We start from the raw sequence: 26,133 nt of genomic DNA, 5'->3' as shown, positions 1-26,133 counted from the left end.
ATTTTTGTGTAAAAAGTTATGATGAAAATTTGAATTTGAAAGTAAGGATAAATATGATTTATGAAGGGAAGGGGTTGCAATATGGTACGGCGAACTGTATCTCAAGTAAATGATAACCATTGTAATAAAATGGAGATGACCTTCCAGCCATCTCCACTTTAACTACTTCAATATTTTCTTTCTATAAATCACCAAGCAAACTGCACCGCTTAGTATAATTATAAACCCAATTTCAACAAGTAAAACAGTATCTAAAGCTGAACCTGTTTTAGGAAGAACAGCTAAAGTATTTTTTGAAACTGAATTTGAGCTAGAAGAAGAATTATTACCAGTTGTCGTTGTTTTTCCGGTTGTTGTAGTACTTCCACTTCCTGTTGTAGTTCCATTTCCAGTTTTACCTGGAGTAACAGGTGTAGTTTTAACAGGTACAATGTAACTTGGATCATAGGCATCTTTTAAGTTTGTTAGATTAAGTCCAGTTAAATTGTAATCGGATAAAAGTATTACACCGGATTGTTCAGGAATATTTACAGTAACCTTGCCGTCAATTACAGTATAGTGTTCCGTAGGATTAAGAGCATTTGTAAGTCTTGTTCCATCAGGTACAGAAGGTACAGCTAGTGTAATTGAGTTTATGCTGGTTGTTCTTCTGTTTATAGCAATAACAGCATGATCTTTTGGATCGTCACGAGTATAAGCTAAAACATCATCTTTGTAAGCATCAGGAACAGTTATAGGCGATATATCACCAGTTCTTAGTACAGCATTACTTTTTCTTATTGCAATTAAAGTTGCATACCATTCAACTAAATCTTGATTTCCTTTACCCCAAATCATTCCACGACGGTTATCAGGGTCATCACCACCAGGCATTCCAGCTTCATCACCATAGTAAATGCAAGGAGCACCTGGGTAGGTCATTTGTATAAGAGGTATCATCTTCATTTTTGCAAGTGCAGAAGCAGATGGATCACCGGCTATAGATTTTGTACCTTTAGGAGCTCCATCAAAGGCTGAGATTATCCTTTGAGTATCATGAGAATCCACAAGGTTAAGCATAGCTTCAAAGGCTTCTTTAGGATATTGTTCTCTCATAGTCTCAAGTTCATTCATGGCATCTACAGCACTGTATTTAGTAGTATTGTCGTCGGTTGTACCTTTTACAAAATTCATTACAGGGCCTCTGAATCTGTAGTTCATTACAGAATCATACATATCTCCAAGCAAGTATTTTGAAGCATCAGTCCAAATTTCGCCTATGATTACATTGTCGCCTTCATTTTTAACAGCTTGCCTAAAGTGTCTCCAGGTTTCATCTGAAACTTCATTTGCAACATCGAGTCTCCAACCGTCAGAACCTTGTTTTAACCAATAAGTTGAATTGGCATTTGGGCCGTCTATAATCTCATTTGCCCAAGTTGTAACATTGTATTCTGAACCATTTAAAGCTTGAATAACCGGCATAGAATCATAACCATCCCAGCCTTCGTAGTCATAGTGTTCAGGATCACCAGTAACTGCTGCAATTTTTTTATTACTTATATTAAACCAATCTTTATAGTGAAGATCTGTTATTCCTTGAGATGCTAAATCTTCAGTTACTTTTTTCTCAGCATCACTTTGGCTTAAACCTTTTAAATTCATTAAATCATAAACTCTAGACCAATATTGGTATGCTCCAATAGGTTTTCCCTTAGCCATGTATTTGCCATATCTATCAAAATAAATAGAATCATCAGATACGTGATTAAATACACCATCAAGAATTACATGCATACCTCTTTTATGAGCTTCCTTTGCAAGTGAAACAAAATTATCCATTGAACCTAATAGTGGATCTACATTATGATAATCTGTTGTATCATATCTGTGGTTTGATATAGATTGACTTATTGGATTTAGATATAATACATTTACGCCAAGTGCTTGAAGATAATTTAATTTCTTTTGTATTCCAGCTAAATCTCCACCATATATTTCATTAGACCACTGACCATCACCCTTTGTACCTTTATAATCTGGATTAGGCTTTCCGTCACTCGTAAATTCTAGAGTAGGATCTTCAGGGATAGAATACCAATCATTATAGAATTCATAGCCGAGGCTGCCCCTTGCAGTTTTTTGAGCAGTGTCATTTGAAGTATCGCCATCAAAAAATCTATCAGGGAATATTTGATAAACTACTGCATTTTTAAACCAATCAGGGGTTTTGAAATCTTTATCGTAAACATTCATATCATATAATCTTACTTTTCCAAGATCATTAGGTGCGCCTGGACCAAAGTACCCATCATCATCGCCATAAGCTTTTACATCTGAGCCATTAGTTACTACAAAGTAATATTTGTCCATTTCTATGGCAGTAGGTGTATAAGTTGCAGTCCACTTAGCATTTCCATCTCCAAAAGTACCGTCTAGTTTCATTTCAAGTTTTTCTGTGCCATTTGGAGTTTGTAATACTAGGTAAGCATGAGTTAAATCTCCCTTTGCTGCTTTTAGGTTAAATGTTACCGTTGAACCTGTAGGAACCGCACCATAAGGAGCTTTATAATCAGAGAGTTTAGAGTTAAAGTATAAAGCAGCAGTATTTATTTTTTTGTCAGACAAGTCATTGAAAACTATATCTGTATTTGGATCATAACTTATAGTCACTATTCTATCAGAGGTTACATTTAATTCGCCTACAGGCACTTCTTTATTTTGCATTACTAATTTTAAATCCTTATAATCTCCCTTTTTAAGAGAAACCTTTGCAGAATAAATTCCAGAGAGTGTGTCATCCTTCAAATAAGTACCGTCAGGTATTCCAGTGCCAGTAAGTTTTACATCAACTTTTTTGTAGCTAGTGGAGTCAACGATTACATGTGAATCATCATTATATAAGAAAGTAATGTCTTCAGTGGAAGGAACAAGCATTGTTATATTATCTCCACCTGATCTTGCGCCTGCACCGTAATTTTCATCCCAACTTCCGTTTGCAGCTACTTTGTATTCATAGCTTCCAGCAGGAATGTTTTTTACTGTTAAGGAATAAATGCCGTTTCCTAAATAGGACATTACGGTTTTATCAGATGCAGGGTCCCAATTTGAGCCGCCAGCATATACTTGCTCGGTTCCAGGAACTGTTATTTTTCTTCCTGAATATTTTGGAAAGCTAAAAGTTGAATTTCCAGCTTTATCTATGTTTGAATTTGATGGATCAGTAACATACTTACCATCTGCAATAAATTTGTATGCATAGGCAGCTGCACTATCTCCAAGTCTTAAAGTAACTGTCCAGGTACCATTTTGATCTTTTGTCATTGGCTTTTTATTGTTTTCCCAGTTCGTAAAATCGCCGGCAAGATATACTTCTTTAGCGTCATCATTTTTATATGAAAAAGTTACAGTACCAGTGTCATTTATAGTAGGGCTTGTCAATTTTTGTGGGGCAACTTTAAGTCCTAGTGCAGTAGAAACTTTATCAGCATCATTAATTGAATCATACACAGTTTTATTTTTAACGTCGCAGATAAAAACAACAAATTTTCCACCAGTCGGTACTTTTATTGAGTCATTAGTAGCGCCACTAGGTATAGCGTTATCCCATGCATAGTTTAGACAAGTTTTATATTGATAAGTACCCTCAGGAATAAAAGAACTATAAATATACTCACCATCATTGTTTAATGGTGAAAATTCAAAGCCTTGAAGTTTTTCATTCCAATTGTCATTTCCTTTATTTCTTATTTCACCTATAAGAGAAACCTCTGGAGATGAAATACTATTAGTGCATATATTTAAATCAGGATTTGAAATAAAGGTTACGGTTTGATCTTTGTCCAGTGAAAACTTTACATTATCTTGAACTTCTCCATTTGACCATTTATGATCATAAGCAACCTTGTATTCATAATTTCCTTTCTTTAAGGCAAAGCTTTTTTTATAAAAACCATTTCCAATGTAATCAAGATCATAGCTATCATCAGATGGAGTCCAATCCTTTCCACCACTTTGGGCAAGTGATCCAGTTACGGTGGCAGTATTTTTAAATTTATCTGGATTATTTATTGAGTCATATAATGTTTTGTTTTTAAAATCTGCTCTAAAAGTAACTTTGCCAGCTTTTGTAACATTTAATGCTTTATTGTTACCACCCTTTGCAAAGTTATCACCATAATTTTCATCAAAGCTTTCATTTAGAGCAATTTTGTAGTTGTAATTGCCAGCTTTTTTAAAGTTAACAGTTAACTCATATACCCCATTTGGGAATACATTCATAACAGAAGCTGTATTTTTAGGATCCCAGTCATTTCCCATATCTTGTGCCTTTAGAAAGTCTCCTACAAGTGTAACAATGGTGTCAGCAGAAGGCAGGTTTTCATTTTCAGCAGCTTTTATGTTTGTGCCTAAGTTAGGTATTAAGCTGAATAAAAAGAAAAACACTGCTACAAAGCTTAGAAGTTTTGTTCTTTTGGCTTTTTTCATTAATTAATTCCCCCTTGTAATATATAGGATATGCAAACGGTTGCACAAATGAGTGCAAACGTTTTACTAAGAAATATAATACACCATTTAATTTAAATTTACAATAAGTACATAAAAAGTTTTAAATAATGATTTTTTTATTTTATTTGTCATTTAGTATTAAAGATAAAACACCTTGAAACTTAAAATTTATTTGTATCAAAATGCCGGCTTCTTGGCATTATGATACACATGAATTTTTATAGTTGAAATGGTTTATCTATAGGAGCATGTGAAAAATATAGGTATTATTTTTTATGAGCCGCTCATAAGGCTTTATGTGCGGTATAGTAAAACCTATAGAATACCTTTTTTCACATCCTCCTATATTGAGTTTAAGTACAATATGAGCAGAAAAACTGTCTAAATAGTCACTACGCATTGAAAAATGCTAAATAAAATATAGAATTAAAATAAGAGTTAAAGTAACACAAAATTTTATCATAATGTTTATAGCATTAATTTAACATGTAGTGGAGATGTCTAATATTTATTGGGTGAGCGGTATACAACTGTATTGTACGAGGGAGGATTAAATTATGAATAAGCACGTTAATTATAAAACTGAAGGAGTATGTGCTAAAGAAATAAGTTTTGATATTATTGATGGAGCAATAATGAATGTGAAATTTTCAGGTGGGTGCAAAGGTAATTCTGCTGGTATTGAAAGGCTTGTTGAGGGTATGGATGCTGAAGATGTAATATTAAAGCTAAAGGGTATAGATTGTCATGGGGGGTCTTCTTGTCCCAATGAGTTTGTAAAGGCTATTGAAGAGTGTTTAAAAGAACAATAAGGCAAATTATATTAAGGAGTGTATATCTATGAAATCGAGAATAGCGTATCTTTACGATTATAATAACATTGAACTTAATCAGTATAAGGTAAATTTTGCTGCTGATCAGAAAAAAATTGATGTAGAAATGAATAGATTGATTAATAGTAAAATTGAATGGGTTGACGGAGATATTGTAAATAAAGATGACATCATAATATGTAGCTTAAATTCTGATATTAAGAAATATAATAAGGATAATATTAAAATTTGTATTGGAAAGGGACTCTTCAATTTATATCTAGAGCAAGAAGTTATAGGGCTGCATGAGGGTGATATGAAAACTGTAGTTATAGATAAAAATAATGTTATAGTAACTATAAATAAAATAGTTAAAAGAGTGGTGCCTCATATTACAGATGAAATGGTACAGGAACTTAAAATAGATGGAGTTAAGACGGTTGAGGACTATAGAGGTCATCTTATAAAACTTCAGAAAAAAGAAAGTATTGAAAATGCAGCTTATGCTGCAATTAAATATGTAATGCAGCAGGTGAGAGAAAAAAGTGATTTTATCTTAAAAAAAGAGGATTGGGGTAAGGTAGTAAATATTGAGCTTGAAAGATGCAGTTATATAGCGAGAGAGGAAGGTCTAGATATAAAGAAAATGACAGAGAAAGAGTTTCAAGGTAAAATTCCTGTACGCTCATATGAAGAATTAGTATGTTTGACACAGAGTAATGCTTGGGAGAGCCTTAATGATTACTTAGTTGGAAAATATTATGCTGATAAAGAAGGCTTTAGCGTAAGTGAGAAAGAATATACAGAGACATGTAATATTACTGATGATGAGTCTATAAAATCAAATTTATTTGAAGATTATAAAATAAAACAGTGCCAAGGATATTATTTTAAAAAGATTAAGAAATATGTAGAAGAATATTTATGGAAAGAGGTTGGTTAGCATGTCAATTAAGTTAGCAACAGATACTAATTTTGAAAGTTTGATTAATGAGGATTTTGTTATTGTCGATTTCTTTTCTACTACATGTGTACCATGTAAAATGTTTTCTACAATATTAGAAGATATCAATGCAGAAATCCCATTTGTCAATATTGTAAAAGCAAATATAACAGATTATCCAGTACTTGCCGAAAAATATTCAATTTATACTGTTCCAAATATTTATTTTTATAAAAATGGAGAACTTGTAGAAACACATATTGGAGTAATGCAACCAAATGACGTAAAAAAAATGATTTCTAAGTATATGTACTAATTATAGATAGACAACTTGAAACATTGAAATTATAAGTACCAAATGTATCCTTATGCTAATATTTTCAATTCACAGTTCACAATGCACAATGAAGGATGATTTGCCTTCCTTTCGTCAGGTAAATCTTAAATTTAAATATTATAAGCTTCGCTTAGCGTCATAAATGGTGCTATTGACCAAGCAATAAAAAAATAAGTTTTAAGGTTTTCAATAGCAAGGCGGAGGAAAATCTTCCTTCATTGTGAATTGTGCATCGTGAACTGTGAATTGAAAAATATTGCTGCTAGGATAAACTTGGTACTTATAATTTACATTTTTTAAGTTAGTTGTATATCTATAGAGGTAAACCCAGTAGAAAAGTTAAGATGATTTTCTACTGGGTTTTATTATTTTTGTAAGCTATTGAGTGGGCATAAAAATCCAACGCTCATATTTATGACAATATAAGCTTGGAAGCTGACAGAATAGACTTATAGTATATACTGGTGAAAATATTAAATATATAATAAATTTAATGACAAATGAAAATGTAGTATTAAATATGATGATTAGTTAATGAATTCTGTATTTAGAACGGAATTAATTATTAATTGCATATTTGATAGATGTATTATGTGGAATAGGGAGATGAAAAGGAATGTTAAAAATTAAATTGAAAAGAGTCACAATCATATGTTTATCTTTATGTATGATACTTATGATTTTATCAGGATGTAGCAGTCAGGGAGGGGACAAACCTACTAAGAATCAGTTAATGGTTGAATATTTTAATAGTCTAAAAAAAGTTCCTAAAATAAAAAAAATAAATGCAGAACTTTCTTCATACGAGGATATGGTGAAATATTTACAATCCAAAGGGTATATTTCCGAAGATGCTAAACCTGTTGATATTAATTCAACGAAAGGATATCTTAAGGATCAAACAGGTGGCAAGTTTACCCAAACAAATATTGCTGATAAAGCATATGATTACAATGGTTTATGGCTTCTATGGTGGGATCAAGCAAATAAAACAAATAATTATGAAAATTATAGTTCTATGAAAAATAATAATGGAGTAATTGCTTTAGGAGGAGGTGCTGCAATTCTTAATACATCGGCAGTTAATGGGTCGTTTGCAGTTGCCTTTGCAAGCAATTATGCTAAAAAAGATGCTGTAATCAATGATTTTAAATCAATAGACAATAAAGCGGATACACTTGCTTACATGGATTCAGCACTTTCACTTGCTAAACTATTTAAGGAAAAAGGATATATTTCAAATCCTGCTAAATTTACAGATCTTGAGACTACTTATAAAAGTGGTAATGCTGTGGATGATAAAGATAACCAAGTTTCATTTGCTACTTCTTCTTGGAGTTATGCTGACGGAGTTACAATATTTTATTTTGGAGGAGAGCCTTTAGGAGCAGCTTATGCGAATTATTTGGCTTTGGAAAAAGGAGGACATACAATTACAGGTTATACAAGTGATTCTAAAGGACGGTATTATTCAGCAATGAATACAAAACACAAAAATGATTTAAAGGCAACAAAATATACTTATCATGTTGATGCATACTATAAAGGTTTTGCAATAAGCTTTGATGGTAAGAAAAATAAATAATATATAATAAAAAAGTGGCTGTCGCACTGGAAATTATTGAACTTAACATTTTTCAGTGCGACAAACTTTAATCTAACGTAATAAGGAGGAAAATAAATTGTGAAAATTAACAATAAAGTAAAAAATAATATGTTTGATGGCGTTCTTATAGCAGATAAAGGTTCTGCAAAAAAGTTTTTTCATATGTTATGGAAAGGTAGACTTCCATATTTGTGGATTGCCGCTTACATTGCGCTTAGTGTTTTTTTAGTTAAAATAGGTATTAATGTTACGGAATATTCGGCAAAGATGTTCGCTGGAAATGTTAGTTTTGTAGGAGTAATAATCCCTTTTTTAATATATACTTTTGTAAACATGATTATTGGAACTATAAGCTCAATTGTAAGCAATATTTGTATTGCTCGCATTAGCCGTAATTTAATGCGTACTTTGTGGAAAAAGATTGTATATATACCAATGAAATATTATACTCAAAATCAACCTAAAGAACTCTTATCGCGTATTACAACTGATACTTCTGTTATTGGTACTCTTATTATGAATGTCTTTATACAAGCTATTACATCAAGCTATATGCTATATGCGACATTTGCGAAAATTGGAACATATAATAAAAATCTTATGTTCTCACTCATAGCAGTATGTCCTATTATTATACTAATTGCATTTGTAATGGGTAAGTTGAACTTTGGTATTAATGATACTGTCAATAGAAAGAATGCAGAACTTACCAGAAATATTGCAGAAAAAGTGGATAATATATTGTTAATTAAGTCATTTGGCACAGAAAATAAAGAAGCTGCAAATGGAATTGAAAAAATGAGAGATTTGTATCATTTTAGGGTGAAAAATAATTGGATTAGGAATCTTGGAAATCCTATATATGCTGTAGCTGGTGCTTTGCAGTTTATTTTCGTTATAATGGTTGGAAGAGGATTTTATTCTAATGGCACTTTAACGCTGGCACAATGGGTGGCTTATTTTGCTTTTTCAACTTCAGTAGTTAATACATTATCATCATATTCTGGAAATTGGGTAACTTTTAAGGCTTCTCAAGGAGCTACGAAGCGTGTGGCAAATATTATTGCGGAACAAAATGAATCTAGAGGAACAAATGAGTTGGCGGAGAACATTTCTGGTAATATAGAATTTCATAATGTGGACTTTAATTTGGGACAAAGTTATATATTTAAAAATCTTAATTTGTCAATACCTGAAGGTAAGACTACGCTCATAATAGGTAAATCTGGAAGCGGTAAAACTTCAATGCTTAATTTGATTGACCATTTGTATGAACTAGATAATGGAAAAATAACAATTGGCGATATAGATATAAATGACTTTAACATGAAAAGTTATCGTGAGAATATATGTTATGTTACGCAAGAAAGTATGATGTTTTCGGGTACTATACGTGAGAATATATTACTAGGTGTAAAACATAAAGTGACAGATGAGGAAATTGATTATGCATGCAAAGAGGCTGGTGCCTATGATTTTATTCATAAATTTGCAGAAAAATATGATACACAGGTTGGAGAAAGTGGCTCTAAACTTTCAGGAGGGCAAAAACAAAGAATTGCAGTAGCAAGGGTTATACTTAAAAAGCCAAAATATCTATTAATGGATGAGGGAATTTCAGCAATGGATATAAAATCAAAGGTTCATGCTCTAGAAGTTATGAAAAAGGTAATGAAAGGGAAAACAACAGTTTTTGTTTCACATGACATACAGAATGTAATTGAGGCAGACTATATTATTGTATTGGAGAAAGGAAATGTTATAGACGCGGGAACGCATAAAGAATTATTTTCAAGATGCAAATATTATCAACAGTTTGTTAATGGTAAGGAAGTGAAACTATAATGGAAAAAGTAAAAAAGCAAAAAATTTGGAAACCATTTTTTCGTTTTTATACAAAATTTAAAATTCCATGGTGGATGTTTATAGTAGCTATGGTGCTTGGAATTGTTAATGCTGAGTTGATGCTAAGACTTTCAAAATACACAATTCTTATAAATAAAGGTGACTTATATAATTCAACAATTCTTGGATATGTGTTTATAACAGTAATCAATTCAATTATAGCGTTATTTCAAAATATGATGACAGCATATGGAAGTGAAAAAATTATATTAAGAGCTAGGGAAATAATATGGCGCAAAATTGTTCACATATCTATGAAAGAATTTGACAAAGAACAGCCGTCATCACTAGTTTCAGGGGTAACTATTTCAGTTGAACAAGCTAGCACTACAATAACTATGATATCTCTTTTTGCTTCTTCAGTTTATGGATTTATTAAGGCATATATAATTATCTATAAATATAATGCAACAGTAACAACTTATTTGTTTCTTTTAATTCCTCTAGCTGTGGCGATGTTTTTTATAGTAGGAAGACTTCAGTATAAGGTGATGAAAAAAAATTATAATGCTTCAAAAAAAATGACGGAATTTTTTTCGGAACATTTGTCCAGTGCTAAATTTGTAAAGACACAAGCTATAGAAGAATACGAAATAGAAGAAGGATATAAGGCAATAAACAGTCAATATAGGGCTGGAATTTATTCTGCTTTCATGTCTGCAGTCCAAGTATCAATAAATTCTATTTATACTAAATTGTGTACAGTTTTTGTTGCAGTTATAGGCTCTTCAATGATTAGAAAAGGAGAAATGGAACCCACTGGAATAAATACTTTTAATACTTACACTGGAAATGTAAATCAATACCTTGCTGAAATTTTGACCGATTATCAAGGTATTAAGGGAACTCAAGGAGTCCTTGAACATGCTAATCGCATTCTTGATATGGATGAAGAAAATACGGGAAATGTAAAGAAAATTGACAATAATGGCGAAGAAAAAAATATAATTTTTAAAAATGTCTCATTTGAATATAATAAGGGAAATGAAATATTTAATAATCTATCTCTTTTAATACCATATGGTAAAACTACAGCAATTGTTGGTGATAACGGAGGCGGTAAATCTACTTTGTTTAAGTTGTTACTTAGATTATATAATCCAACCTCTGGAGCGATCTATTTAGGTGAAGGAAACGATATATCTGAATATAATCTTCAAAATTTAAGACAGCAGTTTAGCTATGTATCTCAGGATGCTTTGATTCTTGATGGTACAGTTAGAGAAAACATATTATATGGTTTAGAAAGACAGGCTTCAGATGATGAGGTTATAAGTGCCGCTAAGCTAGCAAATGCCCATGATTTTATTATAAATCTGCCACAAGGTTATGATACAAATGTAGGTGAGGGTGGTGGAAAACTATCTGGAGGACAGAAGCAGAGAATCGCCATTGCAAGAGCTATAATCCAAAAGCCAAATTATATTTTGCTTGATGAGGCTAAAGCAAATCTTGATTATCAGTCAAGAGATTCAATAAAATATGCTATAGAGACTTTGATGAAAGGTAAAACTACTATTTTTATTTCACATGATATGAAGGAAGTAATTGAGGCAGATAACATAATAGTGCTAAATGATGGGCGCTTAGAGGCATCAGGTACACACCAAGAACTTTTAATGACAAGTCAAACTTATAAAGATTACATTGAGAAATATGGTTTGTTAGAAAGGAGCGTAATATGAAGAAACTTACTATTATATTTTCTATCTTTTTAATATTAATATTTGCTTCTGCAGTGTCTTTTGTTGGATTTTCAAAGGATTTTACTAAACCTACTAATAAGGAAAATCTGAAGGTTGTAAAGTCAGATGATAAAAATAGTCCAGTATGGAATATGACATATGATGATCTTGTTAAATATTTTGCAGATAATGGACTTATAAGCCTCGATAAACATAATCGTCTTACAGATGGAGTTGCAACCAAGGCACAACTGTATAATGGTATAGAAATATACTGGTGGGATGTAAAAAATCTTGTAAAAGGCAGTGCTGAATATAAGGCATATTATAGCTTGAAAAATAATGGATATATTGATTTGTGGGGCTCGGGTAATATAATGTGGCCAGAACGTAATGGACCATTTGCCATAGGATTAAAAGGATATAAAGGGGATAGTACAAAGGTTATAAAACTATTTGAAAAATTTGGAAAAAATAAATAATTTGTTTTGATTAAGTGGATATATTATACTTAATATAATAAATAATGCAAGGTGATATGAAATGAAAATTAAGGTTGTTGTTGCTGAAAAAAATGATGATATCAGAGATGAAATTATTAGAATTTTGAAATTCTATAGCATGTTTGAAATTATAGGTTCTTTCGCAAGTGCAGAAGAAACAATTGAATATGTTCAAAAGAATGCTGTAGATGCTGTGTTTTCAAATGCAGAATTTAATCCCATGACTGGAGGAGATGGAACATACCTTGCAGCAAGTCTTAAGTATAATTATCCTGAAATTATGATAGTGCTATATTGCAGAGATAAAAGTTATGCATATGCTGCTTTTCAATGTGGATGTGCTGAATATTTTTGCTTGCCTCCAAGTGGTGATGAAATGCGAAGAGTATTCAATAGAGTGATATACATTTATGACTTATTACAGTATAAGAGGAATTCATTGGACAGAAGTATTATGATTAAAACAAGTATTGGGTATCAATTATTAAAAATAAACAACATTTTATTTGTTGAAAGATACGATAGAAAAAATAGAATAGTATGTGTTGATGGTAAAGAGGTATTGCTACTAGGTTATTCAATGAATAAACTTGAAGAAATGCTTAAAGAATATAACTTTTATAGATGCTATCAATCGTTTATTGTGAATTTAGCTATGATATCGTTTATAAAGGTGAATTCAGAATCAAGAAGTTATTCTATTATGTTTGAAGGATATAATGGCGAAGTACTTCTAAGTAGAAATAAATATTCAGAGATAATGGAACTTTTAAAAAATAAGTATATTAAGCTAATTATGTAAAATTAAATAATTTAATGAATTTATTAAGGTATAATTTTACATAAATATTTGCTATAATAATATCATATTTATATTTGATGTATTTTTGGATTATAAAAAAGGAAATATAGAAGTATACTACGTAAGGAGGAATAATAATGAATTCTTTTAAGCAAAACGATGTTTACCACGGTTTTAAATTTGTAAGTGAAGAAGATGTTAAGGAAATAAATTCAAAAGCATTTATGTTTGAGCATGTTAAAAGTGGTGCAAAACTTTTATATTTAGAAAATGATGATGATAACAAGGTATTTTCAATTAGTTTTAGAACTCCACCTAAAGATAGTACTGGTGTATTCCATATTCTTGAACATTCTGTACTATGTGGTTCTAATAAGTATCCTGTTAAAGAGCCATTTGTAGAACTTCTTAAGGGTTCTTTAAACACTTTTTTGAATGCATTTACTTTTAGTGATAAGACAATGTATCCGGTTGCAAGTAAGAATGATAAAGATTTTTTAAATTTAATTGATGTATATATGGATGCAGTGCTTCACCCTAATATATATAAAACAAAACAAATACTTGAGCAGGAAGGCTGGCACTATGAATTAAACAGTGCTGAGGAAGATATAACCTACAAGGGTGTTGTATACAACGAAATGAAGGGAGCCTTTTCATCACCAGAAGGAATTTTAATGAGAAAAATACAAAATTCACTTTTCCCAGATACTTCTTATGGTTTTGAATCAGGTGGTGATCCTAAGAATATTCCAGATTTAACTTATGAAGATTTTATAGCATCACATAAAAAATACTATAGTCCTGCAAATAGCTACATATATCTTTATGGAACTATGAATTTAGAGGAAAAATTAGAATTCCTTGATAGGGAGTACTTAAGTGCTTACGACAGAATAGATGTAGATTCAAGCATTGCAATTCAAAACCCTATTGGAAAGGATGCCGAGGTTGTAGAAGAATATCCTATATTGCCTAACGAATCAGAAATGGATAAAACATATTTAAGCCTTAACTTTGCTGTATCAAAATCCACAAATCCAGAAACATATTTTGCATTTGATGTACTTGAATATTTATTATTGGAAAGTCCAGCTGCACCGCTTAAAAAAGCACTTATTGATGCAGAAATAGGAAAAGATGTATTTGGAATGTATGACAATAGTATTATTCAGCCATATTTATCAATAGTCGTTAAAAACTCAAATGAAGACAAAAAGGATGATTTAGAGAAGATTGTAACTGATACGCTTAATAAACTTGTTAAAGATGGAATTGATAAAAAGTTAATTGAAGCAGCAATAAATGTTAAAGAGTTTCAAATGAGGGAAGCAGACTATGGAAATATGCCAAAGGGACTTGTTTATAGTGTTAAGGCAATGGATAGCTGGCTTTATGATGAAAGTCCACTTATAAATTTAAAATTTGAAGATACCTTAGCAAAGGTTAAGAAGGGATTAACAGAAAATTATTTTGAAAAATTAATTGAAGAGTATATTTTAAATAGCAATCATAAGAGCTTTGTTGTAGTTAAGCCTTCAAAAACAATTGCTGAAGAAACTGCTAAAAAGCTTGCGGAAAAATTAAAAGGAGTAAAGGAAGCTTTAAGCAGCGATGAAATAAATAAGCTTGTTTCAGAAACTGAAAGCTTAAAGAAAAGACAATCAAGTCAAGATTCACCTGAAGATTTGAGAAAACTCCCTATGCTTTCTTTAGAAGATATAGACAAAAAAGCAGAAGCACTTCCTAGTACTGAAAAAGATATTAATGGTGTTAAGACACTTTTCCATGAAATATTTACAAATAAAATTGTTTATTTTAACTTATATTTTGATTGTTTGGGTATTCCAGAGGATAAATTACAATATATTTCTTTACTTCAGGAATTTTTAGGAAGAGTGGATACTGAAAAATATAAATATGAAGAATTAGCAAATGAGATAAATATAAAAACTGGAGATATAAGTTTTGTAAGTAATGTGTATACTAATAAGAATAACAATGATGAATATTATCACAAATTCACTGTTAAATCAAAAGTACTTCCAGACAAAGTAGGAGATGCATTTGAACTTATAGAGCAAATTATGCATTCAAGCAAATTTGATAATAAGAAGAGAATAAAAGAAATAATTCAGGAAGTAAAATCAAGAAATGAAATGGCTATTAATGAAGGTGGTCAATCAGTTGCTGCAAAAAGACTTACATCGTATTTTTCAGCATCAGGTAAATGCAATGAAAAATTAAACGGATTAGAATACTATAAATTCATATGTGAACTTGATAAAGATGTAGATAACAAATCTACAGAAATAGCCTCAAATTTAAAAGAAGTTTGTGAATTAGTATTTAATAAAGATAATTTAGTAATAGGTTTAACAGGAGAAAAAGATGTTTTTGATTCATTTGAAAATAACATCGATAAATTAAAGCTTAAATCTAAAAATACAAACAATAAAGGAAAATTACCTGCATTTGAAAATTCATCTAATAATGAAGCGCTTATAACTTCAAGCAAAGTTCAATATGTAATTAAGGGATTTAATTTTAAAAAACTTGGTTATGATTATTCAGGTAAATTGCAAGTTTTAAGAAATATATTATCTTTAGATTATTTATGGAATAACGTAAGAGTTATGGGGGGAGCTTATGGATGCGGAATTTCTATGGCTCAAAATGGCAACCTGATTTTTTGGTCTTATAGGGATCCTAATCTTAAAGAAACTATAAAGGTTTATGATGAAGTACCAAAATTTATCGAAAATTTCAATGCCGATGATTATGAAATGACAAAATATATTATTGGAACAGTGTCAAGTTTAGATTCTCCTTTAACACCTAGAAAAAAAGGTGAGCGTTCAGATGAAAATTATTTTAAAGGAATTACTGATAGCGATATTCAAAAAGAAAGAGATGAAGTTTTAAGTACTAAAAAGGATGACATAAAAGCTTTCTCAAAACTTTTGAAGGATGTTAATGATAAGAATTGTATATGTGTACTTGGAAATGATATGAAATTAAAAGCAAATAAAGATATATTTAATAATCTTGTTGATGTGTTTGAATAAATGCAAGTAATGTAAAAAAAGCCACTCAAATTAGGGTGGCTTTTTTATTTAGGTTTAAGGTATAATAAATTTTTAGAGGTAGCTTAAGTAAAATTATATGAGATTTACAGATGAAAAATGGAGGATTCAATTTACAGATGAATTATGAAAATGAGATACTAAAGTATATAGAAGAAAATGGAGATGCGTTTTCTAGACTAAGTGATAAAATATGGGCACTTGCCGAAACTAGATTTGAGGAATATAAATCTTCACAAATCCTTTGTAAGGTATTGAAGGCAGAGGGCTTTGAAGTCAAAAAAGGTATTGCAGATATGGAAACGGCATTTGTTGCAAGCTTTGGAAGTGGTAAGCCTGTAATAGCTTTTTTAGGAGAATTTGATGCGCTTTATGGTTTGAGTCAAGAATCAGGAGTACCATATAAAAAGCCTATTGAAAATGGTGGAAAAGGTCACGGATGTGGACACCATGCATTAGGTGTAGGTTCACTTTCAGCAGCACTTGCTGTCAAAGAATATATGAAAAAGCATAATATAGAAGGTACAGTAAGATATTATGGATGTCCTGGAGAAGAAAGTGGTTCTGGAAAAGCGTACATAGCAAGAGCTGGATATTTCAATGATGTTGATGCAGCTTTAACTTGGCACCCAGGAAGTGAAAACGCCGTTTGGGCGATGAATTTTTTAGCTACACTTCAAGTTTATTTTAAATTTCATGGTAAAAGCGCTCATGCAGCAGCATGTCCACATTTAGGGAGAAGTGCTTTAGATGCTGTAGAACTTATGAATGTAGGTGCAAATTATCTTCGTGAACATGTAATTCAAGAAGCTCGTATTCATTATGCAATGATAGATGGTGGTGGATTTTCTCCAAACGTAGTACAAGCCAATGCATCAGTTTTGTATCAAATACGTGCGCCTAAAATGAAAGATACAAGAGAAATATATAATAGAGTTATTAATATTGCTAAAGGGGCAGCCTTAATGACAGATACGGAGCTTGAAATAGTATTTGATAGAGGGAGTTCAAATCTTATTCTTAATGATACCCTAGATAAAGTTCTTTACAAAAGCTTTAAAGAAGTAGGACCAGTCCCAATAGATGAAAAAGATATAGAATTTGCTAAAGAAATAAGGAAAAGTTTTAGCGAAAGAGAAAAAAAAGTAAGTGAAGACGAACTTAAAGTTTATTATGGTTTAGAGGCTAAAGAAATAATTATGGCTATCAAAAATAAAGCTATTATAGATATAGTTTATCCATATAAACCAACAAACCAAGTACTCCCAGAATCAACGGATGTTGGTGATGTAAGCTGGAATACTCCAACTGCACAAATTACAACAGTTTGCTATGCAAAGGATACACCAGGACATTCATGGCAGCTTGTGGCACAGGGTGAAGAGGAATTGTTTCATAAGGGTATGCTTGAAGCGGGTAAAGTACTTGCTTTGTCAGCAGTTGAGTTATTTGAAAATCAAGAAATATTGGCTGCGGCTAAAGATGAATTTAAAAGAAGACTTGGAAATGAAGCTTACACATGTCCTATTCCGGAAGATGTAAAACCTTCACCAATAAGGTAATTGGAAGAAGATTAAAATAGAGTAGAGAGTAGAGAGTAGAGTGAAGGATGATTTACCTTTCCTTGCGTCAGGTAAATCTTAAATTTAACTGTTGTTAGCGAAGCTGACAACAGTAATGCCGCGATTGCGTAAGCAATCAAAAATAAGTTTTAAGATTTTCTGTAGTGAAACGGAAGAAAATCATCATTCACTCTACTCTCTACTCTTTACTCTCTACTCTTTTTTTACGCTTCACATTAATTCTAGTGTTAAAAAAGTGAATCTAGTATTACCATCATCATGTTCTTCACTTTCTAATACTTTATAGTTATTCATATCAAAGCTAGGGAAATAAGTATCTCCTTCTTCATTTGAATGTACTTTTGTTAGATATAATTTTTGGCAGTGGGGAAGGAGTTCTTTGTAAATTTTTCCACCACCTATAACAAAAATTTCATCGCTACAATCCTTGTATTTAAGAAGTTCTTGAATACTATGAACTATTTCTACATTATCGTTATCATAGGTATAGTTCATATTTTGAGTTATAATTATATGTTTTCTGTTTGGAAGAACTCCTGGCAGGGATTCAAAGGTTTTTCTGCCCATAACAATAGCTTTACCTGTGGTTAATTTTTTAAATCTTTTTAAATCATCAGGTATATGCCATACGAGTTTGTTATTTTTACCTATTACATTATTTTCATTTACAGCTGCTATCATGCTTAACATTTAGACAGATACCTCCATTTTTATTTTATCGTGATGCTTATAATCAAGTAACTTTATATCATCTATTGTAAAGTCGTAAAAGTTTTTGATTTCTGGGTTTATCCAAAGTGTAGGTGCGTCGTAGGTTTCATTTTTTCTAGTAAGTTGAAGTTTCATACCATCAACTTGATTTTCGTATATATGGGCATTGTTTATAACATGTGTAAAAATTCCAGGTTTAAAGCCAGTTACATGGGCAATTAAATTTACTAATACGGCATATTGGCACATGTTAAATGGTACGCCAAGAGGAATATCTCCACTTCTTTGTACAAGCATGCAGTTTAATCTATCGCCTTCAACATCCCAAAGAGTTTCATAGCAGCATGGTTGTAGTGACATATCAGGTAAATCAGCTATATTCCACATGGACATTATCATTCTTCTACTTTGAGGATCATTTTTTAAAGTATCTATTAGCTTATCGATTTGCTTAAATTTTGATATTTGATATCCATAAGCTTTTCCAATTGTGCCATCCTCCAGCATCCATTCATCCCATATGTGGACATTTTGTTCTTGTAATTTTTTTACGTCATTTGATTGATCTCTATATATCCAAAGAAGTTCTTTAACAGCAGTTTTAAAAGCTACAAATTTTGTGGTCAATATAGGAAATTCCTTTGATAAGTCAAACTGCATAATCTGATGTGGCAACTTAAAAGTTGCAATACCAGTTCTGTTTTGACTATAGTATCCTTTTGACAAGATATTTTCTACTATATTCAAATATTGTTTATCAGATGTATTCATTTAAAATTCCTCCCATTTAATAATTATATAAGTGGTATCCTTTCACAATTTTGCTTTGGTATAATCCCCATACGAATAAGTATAGGTTGCAGTGCTTGAAGTAATAAAACTAAAATTATAACTTCTATTGGAAGCATGATAGTATTTTTTATAATACTTTTTGTAAAGAAATAAATATATCCTTTATTAAATAAGATTTTACTCCAAAGTGAACCAAGAAATACATGAATGCCGTAATCAACTAAAAATTTTGCAAGAAAAATTTTAAAAATTGTAATACGCTTATGATAAAAAAATAATCCGTAAATAAAGAATTCCAACATGGTAGATAGAGTGTATCCGGGAAAGAAAAATGAAGATGGAAGCATTACAAAATTAAGGAGATCATAAACAACACCAACAAATAAGCCTACAACTGGACCAAATATCAGTGATCCAAGAGAAAATACTAAAAAGGTTAGCGAAATATGAAGATTTTCACTTACAGGAATAGAAAAAGAATTGATAACTAAGCTAAATGCAATAATTATACTTGCAAAAGTAAGAGTTCTTAGTTTTTTTAGTTCTGAAGCTGCTGCAATCCAGTAATTGGATTTTAACAGTGAAATGTTATTAAAATTTTCCATAAAAATACCTCCTATAAAATATGGCATTTAGCCACATATAGGAGGGAATATGATAAAACGTGTTAGGTAATAAAGCTTATTTACATTTTGGAACATGTACAATTTAAGCTGCAAGTGATTTATCATTAACTCCGTTATGTAGCAGCGGGATGCGATAAATGTACGGTAAACATTAACGCTTTTCGCCACAAAAGCAACTCCCCGTCCTTTGGGCGTATAACCAACAATTATCTACTCTGCCATGTTTTTTATTTATTTTGCTTCATTTTATAATATAGAATTATAAAAGTCAATACTATTCCTTTTCTTGCAGAAGTTTAATTTGATTAAGATGATTTAAAATATAAAGGTAAAAATCTGATTTCTTTTGTACGTTTAAAATTAAGTTTTCAAGTTCTAAGTTTTCGTTTTCAGATTTATTAACTAAGTTAGTTAAATTTGCGGTTATTTCTTGAATTCCTCCGAGATTATCATCTTGAGAGCTTTTTACAAGATTTATATTTGCAAGTACATCATTTTCTGATTTTGTTATTTTATTTAATATTAAATTTGAATTTTCAACCAAACTTGTAGTATTAGATAGCGCACTTTTACCTTCTTGTGTTTTGCTGCTTAATAATGACATGGAATCTGTCATTAAATTTATAACTTCCATTATATCTTTGGCATTTTCTTGCGTAGAGAGAGATAGTGTTTTGATTTCATTGGCAACAACAGAAAAGCTTTTTCCATGTTCGCCAGCTCTACTAGCTTCAATTGAAGCATTTAATGAAAGTAAATTTGTTTCATCAGCTATTTCATTTATAATATTGGCAAAGTTTTTTATACTTTTATAGTGCTTTTGAAGCTCGGAAAATAAATTGAAAAATTCTTCAAATGTATTAGAAACGCTATTTATTTGATTAAGCAATATAAGCATTTCATTTTTTGCATTGCTAATTTCTGTTGATGAAGTATCAAGGCTATTATATACATTGCTAACCAATTTTTGTGTGTTTTCGCTATTGTTTGATAATAAATCTAGATGTTCTTTTACTTCATTTATTTGAGAAGTTGTATATTTTGAACCTTCTTGTAAAGAATTAAATGCCAAAGTCATAGAACCTTCATCTGTAAGTAAACTATTAATTTGCTTCTGAATTTCATTATTTAATTCAAATATTTCATCAGTGTAATTTGGGGTTTGAGTTGTTTCTATTACTTCATGAGAAAATGTGTTTTTTTTGTGGTTGTTAAAAATATTTATCATAATTAAGAAAACCTCGCTTAAAAATTATTCGCTTACTAATATAACCAAAGTTTGATTTGAGTGGTTTTTATAAAATTGTTCCCCGTAGCTTACAAACCCACTTGCGTTTGGGCAAAAACTAAGAATTTCTTTATCATAAGCTGACCATAAATTTTCTCCTTGAAATTTTAAACTTCTCAAAATGCAATTAACTTGAAAAATAAAATTTGCTTTTATTGAAATTGAATTTAATGTAGTTCTTAATCTTGATATGGCATCAGTTGGCTTAAGAACATTTACAAAGGTATTAGGAAGAAGTTGACAATAAAAAGTAATTGATTTGTCAGTGTTAATCTTCATAGGAGATGCAATAAAAATATCATCTTTATAGACTTTGCCTAGTGGATGATTCATAAAGTTACTTTGAAGTTCAGATTCTTTTACACCAAGAACCTTAGCGTATTCTGTACTTGCAGGATTACCGTTGAATTTTTTTACAATTCTATTTATTGGATCAGCTTCTGTAATTAGAAGATTATCCCCTGTTGGGATATAAATATTTTCCTTTAATATTTGTACTTGCTTTTTATAATTGAAAAATAAAGCAGCACTATGTACTTTTTTTGAACCTATATATATAGCAGTTTCATCAAATTTTAGATTATCACCTGCACTTCCACCTATGATTTTAAAATCGTCTTTTATAAAAAATAAAGTTGTTAAAATACTTTCTTCCATTCCTGAAAGACCATCACATAATAGAAGCAAAAAAGAATTTGGATTATTTTTTACTTTAAGGTAAGCATCCTCGAGCCTTTTTTTGCTTTTTATTGGTGGATATAAAATTTCAACTGTATTTACCTCACATTCTTCGAGAGAATATTCAAATCCAGTTATCACACCATTTTTATATCCCTGGTTTGTACATTCACCAGCAGTTGAGCAAAGGACAACATTATCACTTAAATTTAAGGATAAATTTTTAACATTATCAACTGTACTAAATATTACGTATCCCATATTCGGATTTGATGAAATGTGTGATAGGGTTTCAGCAATAGAGCTAAAGGTAAAAGATTTCATTAAGTTCACTCCTAGATTAATATTTTAATGAGTTTTGCTGGTATATATAGATAAACCAGTTCAACTATTAAAATTCATGTGAACCATAATGCCTAGAAGATGGCATTTTGGCACAAATGAATTTTAAGTTTCGAGATGGTATATCTTTAGTATTACAATAATATATATCGAAAATTAAATTAAATTGTTTAATTGCTGTAGTAGAATTAAGCTAATTATTATATAATCTATAGAAGAATGTGAAAAATATAGCATTATGGAAAAAAGCGAGTTTGTATATAATTTGAGGGGAGTGTAATAATTGTCTAAAATTATTGGTATAGATGTGGGAACAAGTACTACAAAAATCGTTGGATTTGAAAAAGGTCAGATGTTTAGCTCAATGTGTGTAAAAGCAAGTGATCCTATTTCATCAATATATGGGGCCTTTGGGAAATTTGTAACAGTTAACAAGTTAGCAATTTCAGATGTTGATAGGATTATGGTAACAGGAGTTGGCTCTGAGCAGTTAAAAGAAAATATACATGGAATTCCAACTGGCAGAGTAGATGAATTTAATGCTATTGGTAGAGGCGGATTATTTTTAAGTGGATTAAAAAAAGCAATAATTGTAAGCATGGGTACAGGAACTACTTTTGTAATGTCAGGTGAGGAAGGCATAGAGCATATAGGTGGAACTGGAGTTGGCGGAGGAACGCTTATGGGGCTTTCAAATGCAATGCTAAATGTTCGTGATTTTAATGATTTGGTTAAAGCTGCCGATAAGGGTGATTTGTCAAAAATAGATCTCAATATATCTGATTTAATTAGCGAGGAATCAGAAAGTTTGCCTTCTTATGCTACAGCATCTAATTTTGGTAAGATTAGTGATTTAGCTTCAAGGGAGGATATGGCATTAGGTATTATTAATTTAGTTTTTCAAACTATAGGTGTAATGGCCGTTTTTTCAACAAAAATTTATAGCATAAATAATATTGTATTTACAGGAAATTTAGTTAATGTACCTCAAGCAGATGAAATATTTAAAAAGTTTGAGGCAATGTTTAAACATATAAACTTTCTTAGACCACAAAACGGACAATTTTCAACAGCAGTAGGAGCTGCAATATTATTTTATGAAGGAAAAGAATTTGAAGAAGTAAAATAAAGATTTAGTACATAGGTGATTAAAGATTGAGAAACTTTTTTTCAGAGTAAAGAGTAGAGAGTAGAGAGTAGAGTGAAGGATGATTTACCTTTCCTTGCATCAGGTAAATCTTAAACTTAAGTGTTGCTCAGCTTCGCTGACAACAGTAATGATGTGATTGCGTAAGCAATCAAAAATAAGTTTTAAGATTTTTCGTAGTGAAACGGAGAAAAATCATCGTTCACTCTACTCTTTGCTCTCTACTCTCTACTCTGATTTAATGTTTTGCATAATTTAAAATTGTATAGAAGATGCTATTATTGCGAATAAATTTTTATATACCTTATACAAATATACTTTGACAGGCGAGGTATATATGTATATAATATAAATATAAAATATTTTATAAATTAAATAAGAGGTGAGCTAATGTCTATAACATCAGATATAATAAGAGGTCATACAGAAACTATAATTTTATCGCATTTGGTTGAGAAGGATAGTTATGGATATGAGATAAATAAAGCGATTAAGGAAAAAACAAATAATAAATATGAATTAAAGGAAGCTACTTTATACTCTGCATTTAGGAGACTTGAGCAGGCTTCGTTAATTACTTCATATTGGGGAGATGAAACTACAGGGGCTAGGAGAAGGTATTATTCAATAACGCAACTTGGTTTAGAAGCTTTAGAGAAAAATAAGGAAGATTGGAATGAGGCTAAAAATTTAATTGATAAGTTGATTAATGGAGGTAATTAATTATGTACGAAAAATTACGTCATAGAGTTGATAGACTATTTGAAAATGCACCTAATACTAAAAGAGCATATGAACTAAAAGAGGAGTTTTTAGCTAATCTTACAGACAAATATGATGACTTAATATCAGAAGGTAAAACTGAGGAGGAAGCTATTAATATTGCCATAGCAGGAGTTGGAGATGTGGATGGCATAATAAATGAATTAAAGGAAAAAAATAGTAACTTTGATTATGAAAAATTACAGAAGGAAAGAAAGAAATCTGCAATCATTTTTGCTGGTGCTATTGCACTATATATAATAGGTGCAGCAGTTGAAGAGCTTTGTCATGAAATTTTTCAATTAGGTGAAGGAATAGGCGACGTATTAATGCTCATAATTTTTGCTGTAGCAACTTTTAGTTTAATATATAGTATTGTTTCAAAGCCTAAATCAAGATATGAAAAAGTAGATGATTCAATGGTAGAGGAATTCAAAGAGTGGAGAGTTAATAAAGACAATGAAAAAGAAATTAAGAAATCTATAAAATCAATAGTGTGGTGTGCAGTTTTTGTATTATATTTTATAGTAAGCTTTAGTTTTGATAATTGGTATATATCCTGGGTTATATTTATAATAGGGATAGCTATAGATAGAATTGTATCTTTAACTTTTGAGTTGAGGAAGTGAAGAGATGAAGGATAAGCGTATAATAAAATTTATGATAGCCGTATTTGTATTTGTAGTAGTAGCACTTACAGCAGTGCTTTTTTATGGAACTAATCATAGTATGGGAGATTTTCTAATTGTAAGAGGTCATGAGAAAATTCAAAAGCAGCAAAGTTTAGCATTAGATGGATATAATAAAATCAATATTGATCTTTCAAGTGATAATGTAGAAATTGAGACTACGGATAGTCCTAAACTTAAAGTAGTGCAAACTGCGTATAACAAGCTTAAAGATGAAGACAAGTTTACGGTAGAAAAAAATGGTGATGAGATAAATATAAAAAGAAAAGTTCAAGAATTTAGATCTTTTTTTTCATTTGATTTTAGAATAAATGAGAAAGTATATATATATCTTCCTAGAAGTTATGATAAAAATTTAAGTATAAATTGTAGTTCTGGTAATGTTAACTTTATGTCAGACATTAAATTAAATGAGCTAGATTGTGATGAAAGCTCTGGTAATATAAAAAGTGAGCATGAAATTCAAGCTGATAAAGTTTCATTTACAGCTTCTTCAGGAAATGAAGAATTTGAAAAATTAAAATCGGATTCTTATAATGTAAATGCTTCATCTGGAAATATAGAAATAAATTCACTCTCAGGTGCTGGAAAAGTTGAAGCAAGATCAGGAAATATTCAAATTAAATACGAAGATATTAAGGATGAGGCTGATGTTGAAGCCAGTTCGGGCAATGTAAGCTTAACTGTACCTAGTGATTTAAGTTTTGAATTTAATGGTCAATGCTCATCAGGAGACATTAATTCTAATTTCAATATGAATAAAGACGAGGATGGAAAAGAAGCAACTGCAAAAGTTGGAAAAGCACCATATAAGAAAATATCAGCAAGAACAAGTTCTGGAAATATAAGAATAGATAAGTAATAGTTAAATTTTTTCGCCTAAAAAGAAGGCGAAAAATCTAATAGTGAAGGGTTTTAACTTGCTTTGCTCGTTAAAAGGTGAACTTTTTCACTTATGTGAAAAGCAAAGGATAATTTAAATTTATAATTTTTCTGCAGCAAAGTGAAGGAAAAATAACCTTAACTTTGGGATTTAGGTCTGTGGTCTACTGAGTTTTGGTAATGCTACTATTTAAAGTACTTATCTATGGTTAAAGAACCTAAATGGTCTTATGTCCAAACTCCAAGTAGGTATATTCCTAACAACAATACACCAAAATTCCGTAGGCACGGAGGAATTTTTTCCTTAAACTGATGTACATTGGGAAGTAAGTGTGTTGCAGGATGATTTAAATAAAATTTTATAAATCTTAGGTAAAATGATTTAAAAGGCTTAGAAGTTTCAATTGTCTGAGCATGTTTTCAGCGAGTTATTGAAACTTCTTAGGTTTTTAAAGTTTTTTGCCTT

At 30.7% G+C, this 26,133-nt stretch carries 20 protein-coding genes and 1 riboswitch; of the genes, 14 read left to right on the top strand and 6 right to left on the bottom strand.

Annotated elements, in window-relative coordinates; all coding sequences use genetic code 11:
• Positions 1-162: 162 nt before the first annotated feature.
• Positions 163-4,467 (bottom strand): pullulanase X25 domain-containing protein, encoded by a 4,305-nt coding sequence (locus CUEA01_RS16370; protein ID WP_234122774.1) that lies wholly within the window; start codon positions 4,465-4,467, stop codon positions 163-165.
• Positions 4,468-5,045: 578 nt separating this feature from the next.
• On the opposite strand from CUEA01_RS16370, the gene CUEA01_RS16365 reads away from it, so the two are divergent.
• The 10 genes from CUEA01_RS16365 to CUEA01_RS16320 all read left to right on the top strand — a co-directional run bounded on the left by CUEA01_RS16365 (position 5,046) and on the right by CUEA01_RS16320 (position 17,729).
• The gene (locus CUEA01_RS16365) at positions 5,046-5,300 is read left to right on the top strand and encodes a TIGR03905 family TSCPD domain-containing protein (RefSeq protein WP_234122772.1); all 255 of its coding nucleotides are present in this window, start codon (positions 5,046-5,048) and stop codon (positions 5,298-5,300) included.
• A 28-nt stretch (positions 5,301-5,328) separates the two neighbouring features.
• Positions 5,329-6,243 carry a trigger factor gene (locus tag CUEA01_RS16360; RefSeq protein WP_234122771.1) on the top strand — a complete coding sequence of 305 codons (915 nt, stop codon included), beginning with the start codon at positions 5,329-5,331 and terminating at the stop codon, positions 6,241-6,243.
• 1 nt (position 6,244) lies between these two features.
• On the top strand, positions 6,245-6,559 hold the full coding sequence (locus CUEA01_RS16355) for a thioredoxin family protein (protein ID WP_234122769.1): 315 nt from the start codon (positions 6,245-6,247) through the stop codon (positions 6,557-6,559).
• A 637-nt stretch (positions 6,560-7,196) separates the two neighbouring features.
• On the top strand, positions 7,197-8,165 hold the full coding sequence (locus CUEA01_RS16350) for a hypothetical protein (RefSeq protein ID WP_234122767.1): 969 nt from the start codon (positions 7,197-7,199) through the stop codon (positions 8,163-8,165).
• Between the two features lie 99 nt (positions 8,166-8,264).
• Positions 8,265-10,031: an ABC transporter ATP-binding protein gene (locus tag CUEA01_RS16345; RefSeq protein WP_234122766.1), complete on the top strand. Its 1,767-nt coding sequence runs from the start codon at positions 8,265-8,267 to the stop codon at positions 10,029-10,031.
• A complete protein-coding gene (locus CUEA01_RS16340; protein ID WP_234122764.1) occupies positions 10,031-11,776 on the top strand; it encodes an ABC transporter ATP-binding protein in 1,746 nt (581 codons plus the stop codon). Before CUEA01_RS16345 ends, CUEA01_RS16340 begins: the two co-directional genes overlap by 1 nt.
• Positions 11,773-12,258: a hypothetical protein gene (locus CUEA01_RS16335; protein WP_234122762.1), complete on the top strand. Its 486-nt coding sequence runs from the start codon at positions 11,773-11,775 to the stop codon at positions 12,256-12,258. Before CUEA01_RS16340 ends, CUEA01_RS16335 begins: the two co-directional genes overlap by 4 nt.
• Before the next feature lie 61 nt (positions 12,259-12,319).
• Positions 12,320-13,081 (top strand): LytR/AlgR family response regulator transcription factor, encoded by a 762-nt coding sequence (locus CUEA01_RS16330; protein WP_234122760.1) that lies wholly within the window; start codon positions 12,320-12,322, stop codon positions 13,079-13,081.
• Between the two features lie 137 nt (positions 13,082-13,218).
• Complete coding sequence (locus CUEA01_RS16325; protein WP_234122758.1) at positions 13,219-16,149, top strand: insulinase family protein; 2,931 nt, start codon at positions 13,219-13,221, stop codon at positions 16,147-16,149.
• Between the two features lie 137 nt (positions 16,150-16,286).
• Positions 16,287-17,729: a M20 family metallopeptidase gene (locus CUEA01_RS16320; protein ID WP_234122756.1), complete on the top strand. Its 1,443-nt coding sequence runs from the start codon at positions 16,287-16,289 to the stop codon at positions 17,727-17,729.
• 231 nt (positions 17,730-17,960) lie between these two features.
• Here the strand turns inward: CUEA01_RS16320 and CUEA01_RS16315 are convergent, their stop codons facing one another.
• The 5 genes from CUEA01_RS16315 to CUEA01_RS16295 all read right to left on the bottom strand — a co-directional run bounded on the left by CUEA01_RS16315 (position 17,961) and on the right by CUEA01_RS16295 (position 22,169).
• Positions 17,961-18,440, bottom strand: a complete 480-nt coding sequence (locus CUEA01_RS16315; RefSeq protein WP_234122754.1) for a dihydrofolate reductase — start codon at positions 18,438-18,440, stop codon at positions 17,961-17,963.
• The gene (locus CUEA01_RS16310) at positions 18,441-19,232 is read right to left on the bottom strand and encodes a thymidylate synthase (RefSeq protein WP_234122753.1); all 792 of its coding nucleotides are present in this window, start codon (positions 19,230-19,232) and stop codon (positions 18,441-18,443) included.
• Positions 19,233-19,255: 23 nt separating this feature from the next.
• On the bottom strand, positions 19,256-19,858 hold the full coding sequence (locus CUEA01_RS16305; RefSeq protein ID WP_234122751.1) for a folate family ECF transporter S component: 603 nt from the start codon (positions 19,856-19,858) through the stop codon (positions 19,256-19,258).
• Positions 19,859-19,998: 140 nt separating this feature from the next.
• A riboswitch (THF riboswitch) is annotated at positions 19,999-20,099 on the bottom strand.
• A gap of 54 nt (positions 20,100-20,153) precedes the next feature.
• The gene (locus CUEA01_RS16300) at positions 20,154-21,107 is read right to left on the bottom strand and encodes a methyl-accepting chemotaxis protein (protein ID WP_234122750.1); all 954 of its coding nucleotides are present in this window, start codon (positions 21,105-21,107) and stop codon (positions 20,154-20,156) included.
• Positions 21,108-21,131: 24 nt separating this feature from the next.
• Positions 21,132-22,169, bottom strand: a complete 1,038-nt coding sequence (locus tag CUEA01_RS16295; protein WP_234122749.1) for an FIST signal transduction protein — start codon at positions 22,167-22,169, stop codon at positions 21,132-21,134.
• Between the two features lie 301 nt (positions 22,170-22,470).
• On the opposite strand from CUEA01_RS16295, the gene coaW reads away from it, so the two are divergent.
• The 4 genes from coaW to CUEA01_RS16275 all read left to right on the top strand — a co-directional run bounded on the left by coaW (position 22,471) and on the right by CUEA01_RS16275 (position 25,647).
• Positions 22,471-23,316, top strand: coding sequence for a type II pantothenate kinase (coaW, locus tag CUEA01_RS16290; protein WP_234122747.1), 846 nt, complete (start codon positions 22,471-22,473; stop codon positions 23,314-23,316).
• 408 nt (positions 23,317-23,724) lie between these two features.
• Positions 23,725-24,057, top strand: a complete 333-nt coding sequence (locus CUEA01_RS16285) for a PadR family transcriptional regulator (RefSeq protein WP_234122746.1) — start codon at positions 23,725-23,727, stop codon at positions 24,055-24,057.
• Between the two features lie 2 nt (positions 24,058-24,059).
• Positions 24,060-24,725 carry a permease prefix domain 1-containing protein gene (locus CUEA01_RS16280; RefSeq protein ID WP_234122744.1) on the top strand — a complete coding sequence of 222 codons (666 nt, stop codon included), beginning with the start codon at positions 24,060-24,062 and terminating at the stop codon, positions 24,723-24,725.
• A gap of 4 nt (positions 24,726-24,729) precedes the next feature.
• Positions 24,730-25,647 (top strand): DUF4097 family beta strand repeat-containing protein, encoded by a 918-nt coding sequence (locus CUEA01_RS16275; RefSeq protein WP_234122743.1) that lies wholly within the window; start codon positions 24,730-24,732, stop codon positions 25,645-25,647.
• The last annotated feature ends 486 nt before the right edge of the window (positions 25,648-26,133 follow it).

Origin of the sequence: Clostridium hydrogenum, from assembly GCF_021432385.1 — a bacterium.
GTDB classification, from domain to species: domain Bacteria; phylum Bacillota; class Clostridia; order Clostridiales; family Clostridiaceae; genus Clostridium_S; species Clostridium_S hydrogenum.
The sequence above is the reverse complement of the archived record's forward strand: the minus strand, read 5'-3'. Positions and strand labels throughout refer to the sequence as shown.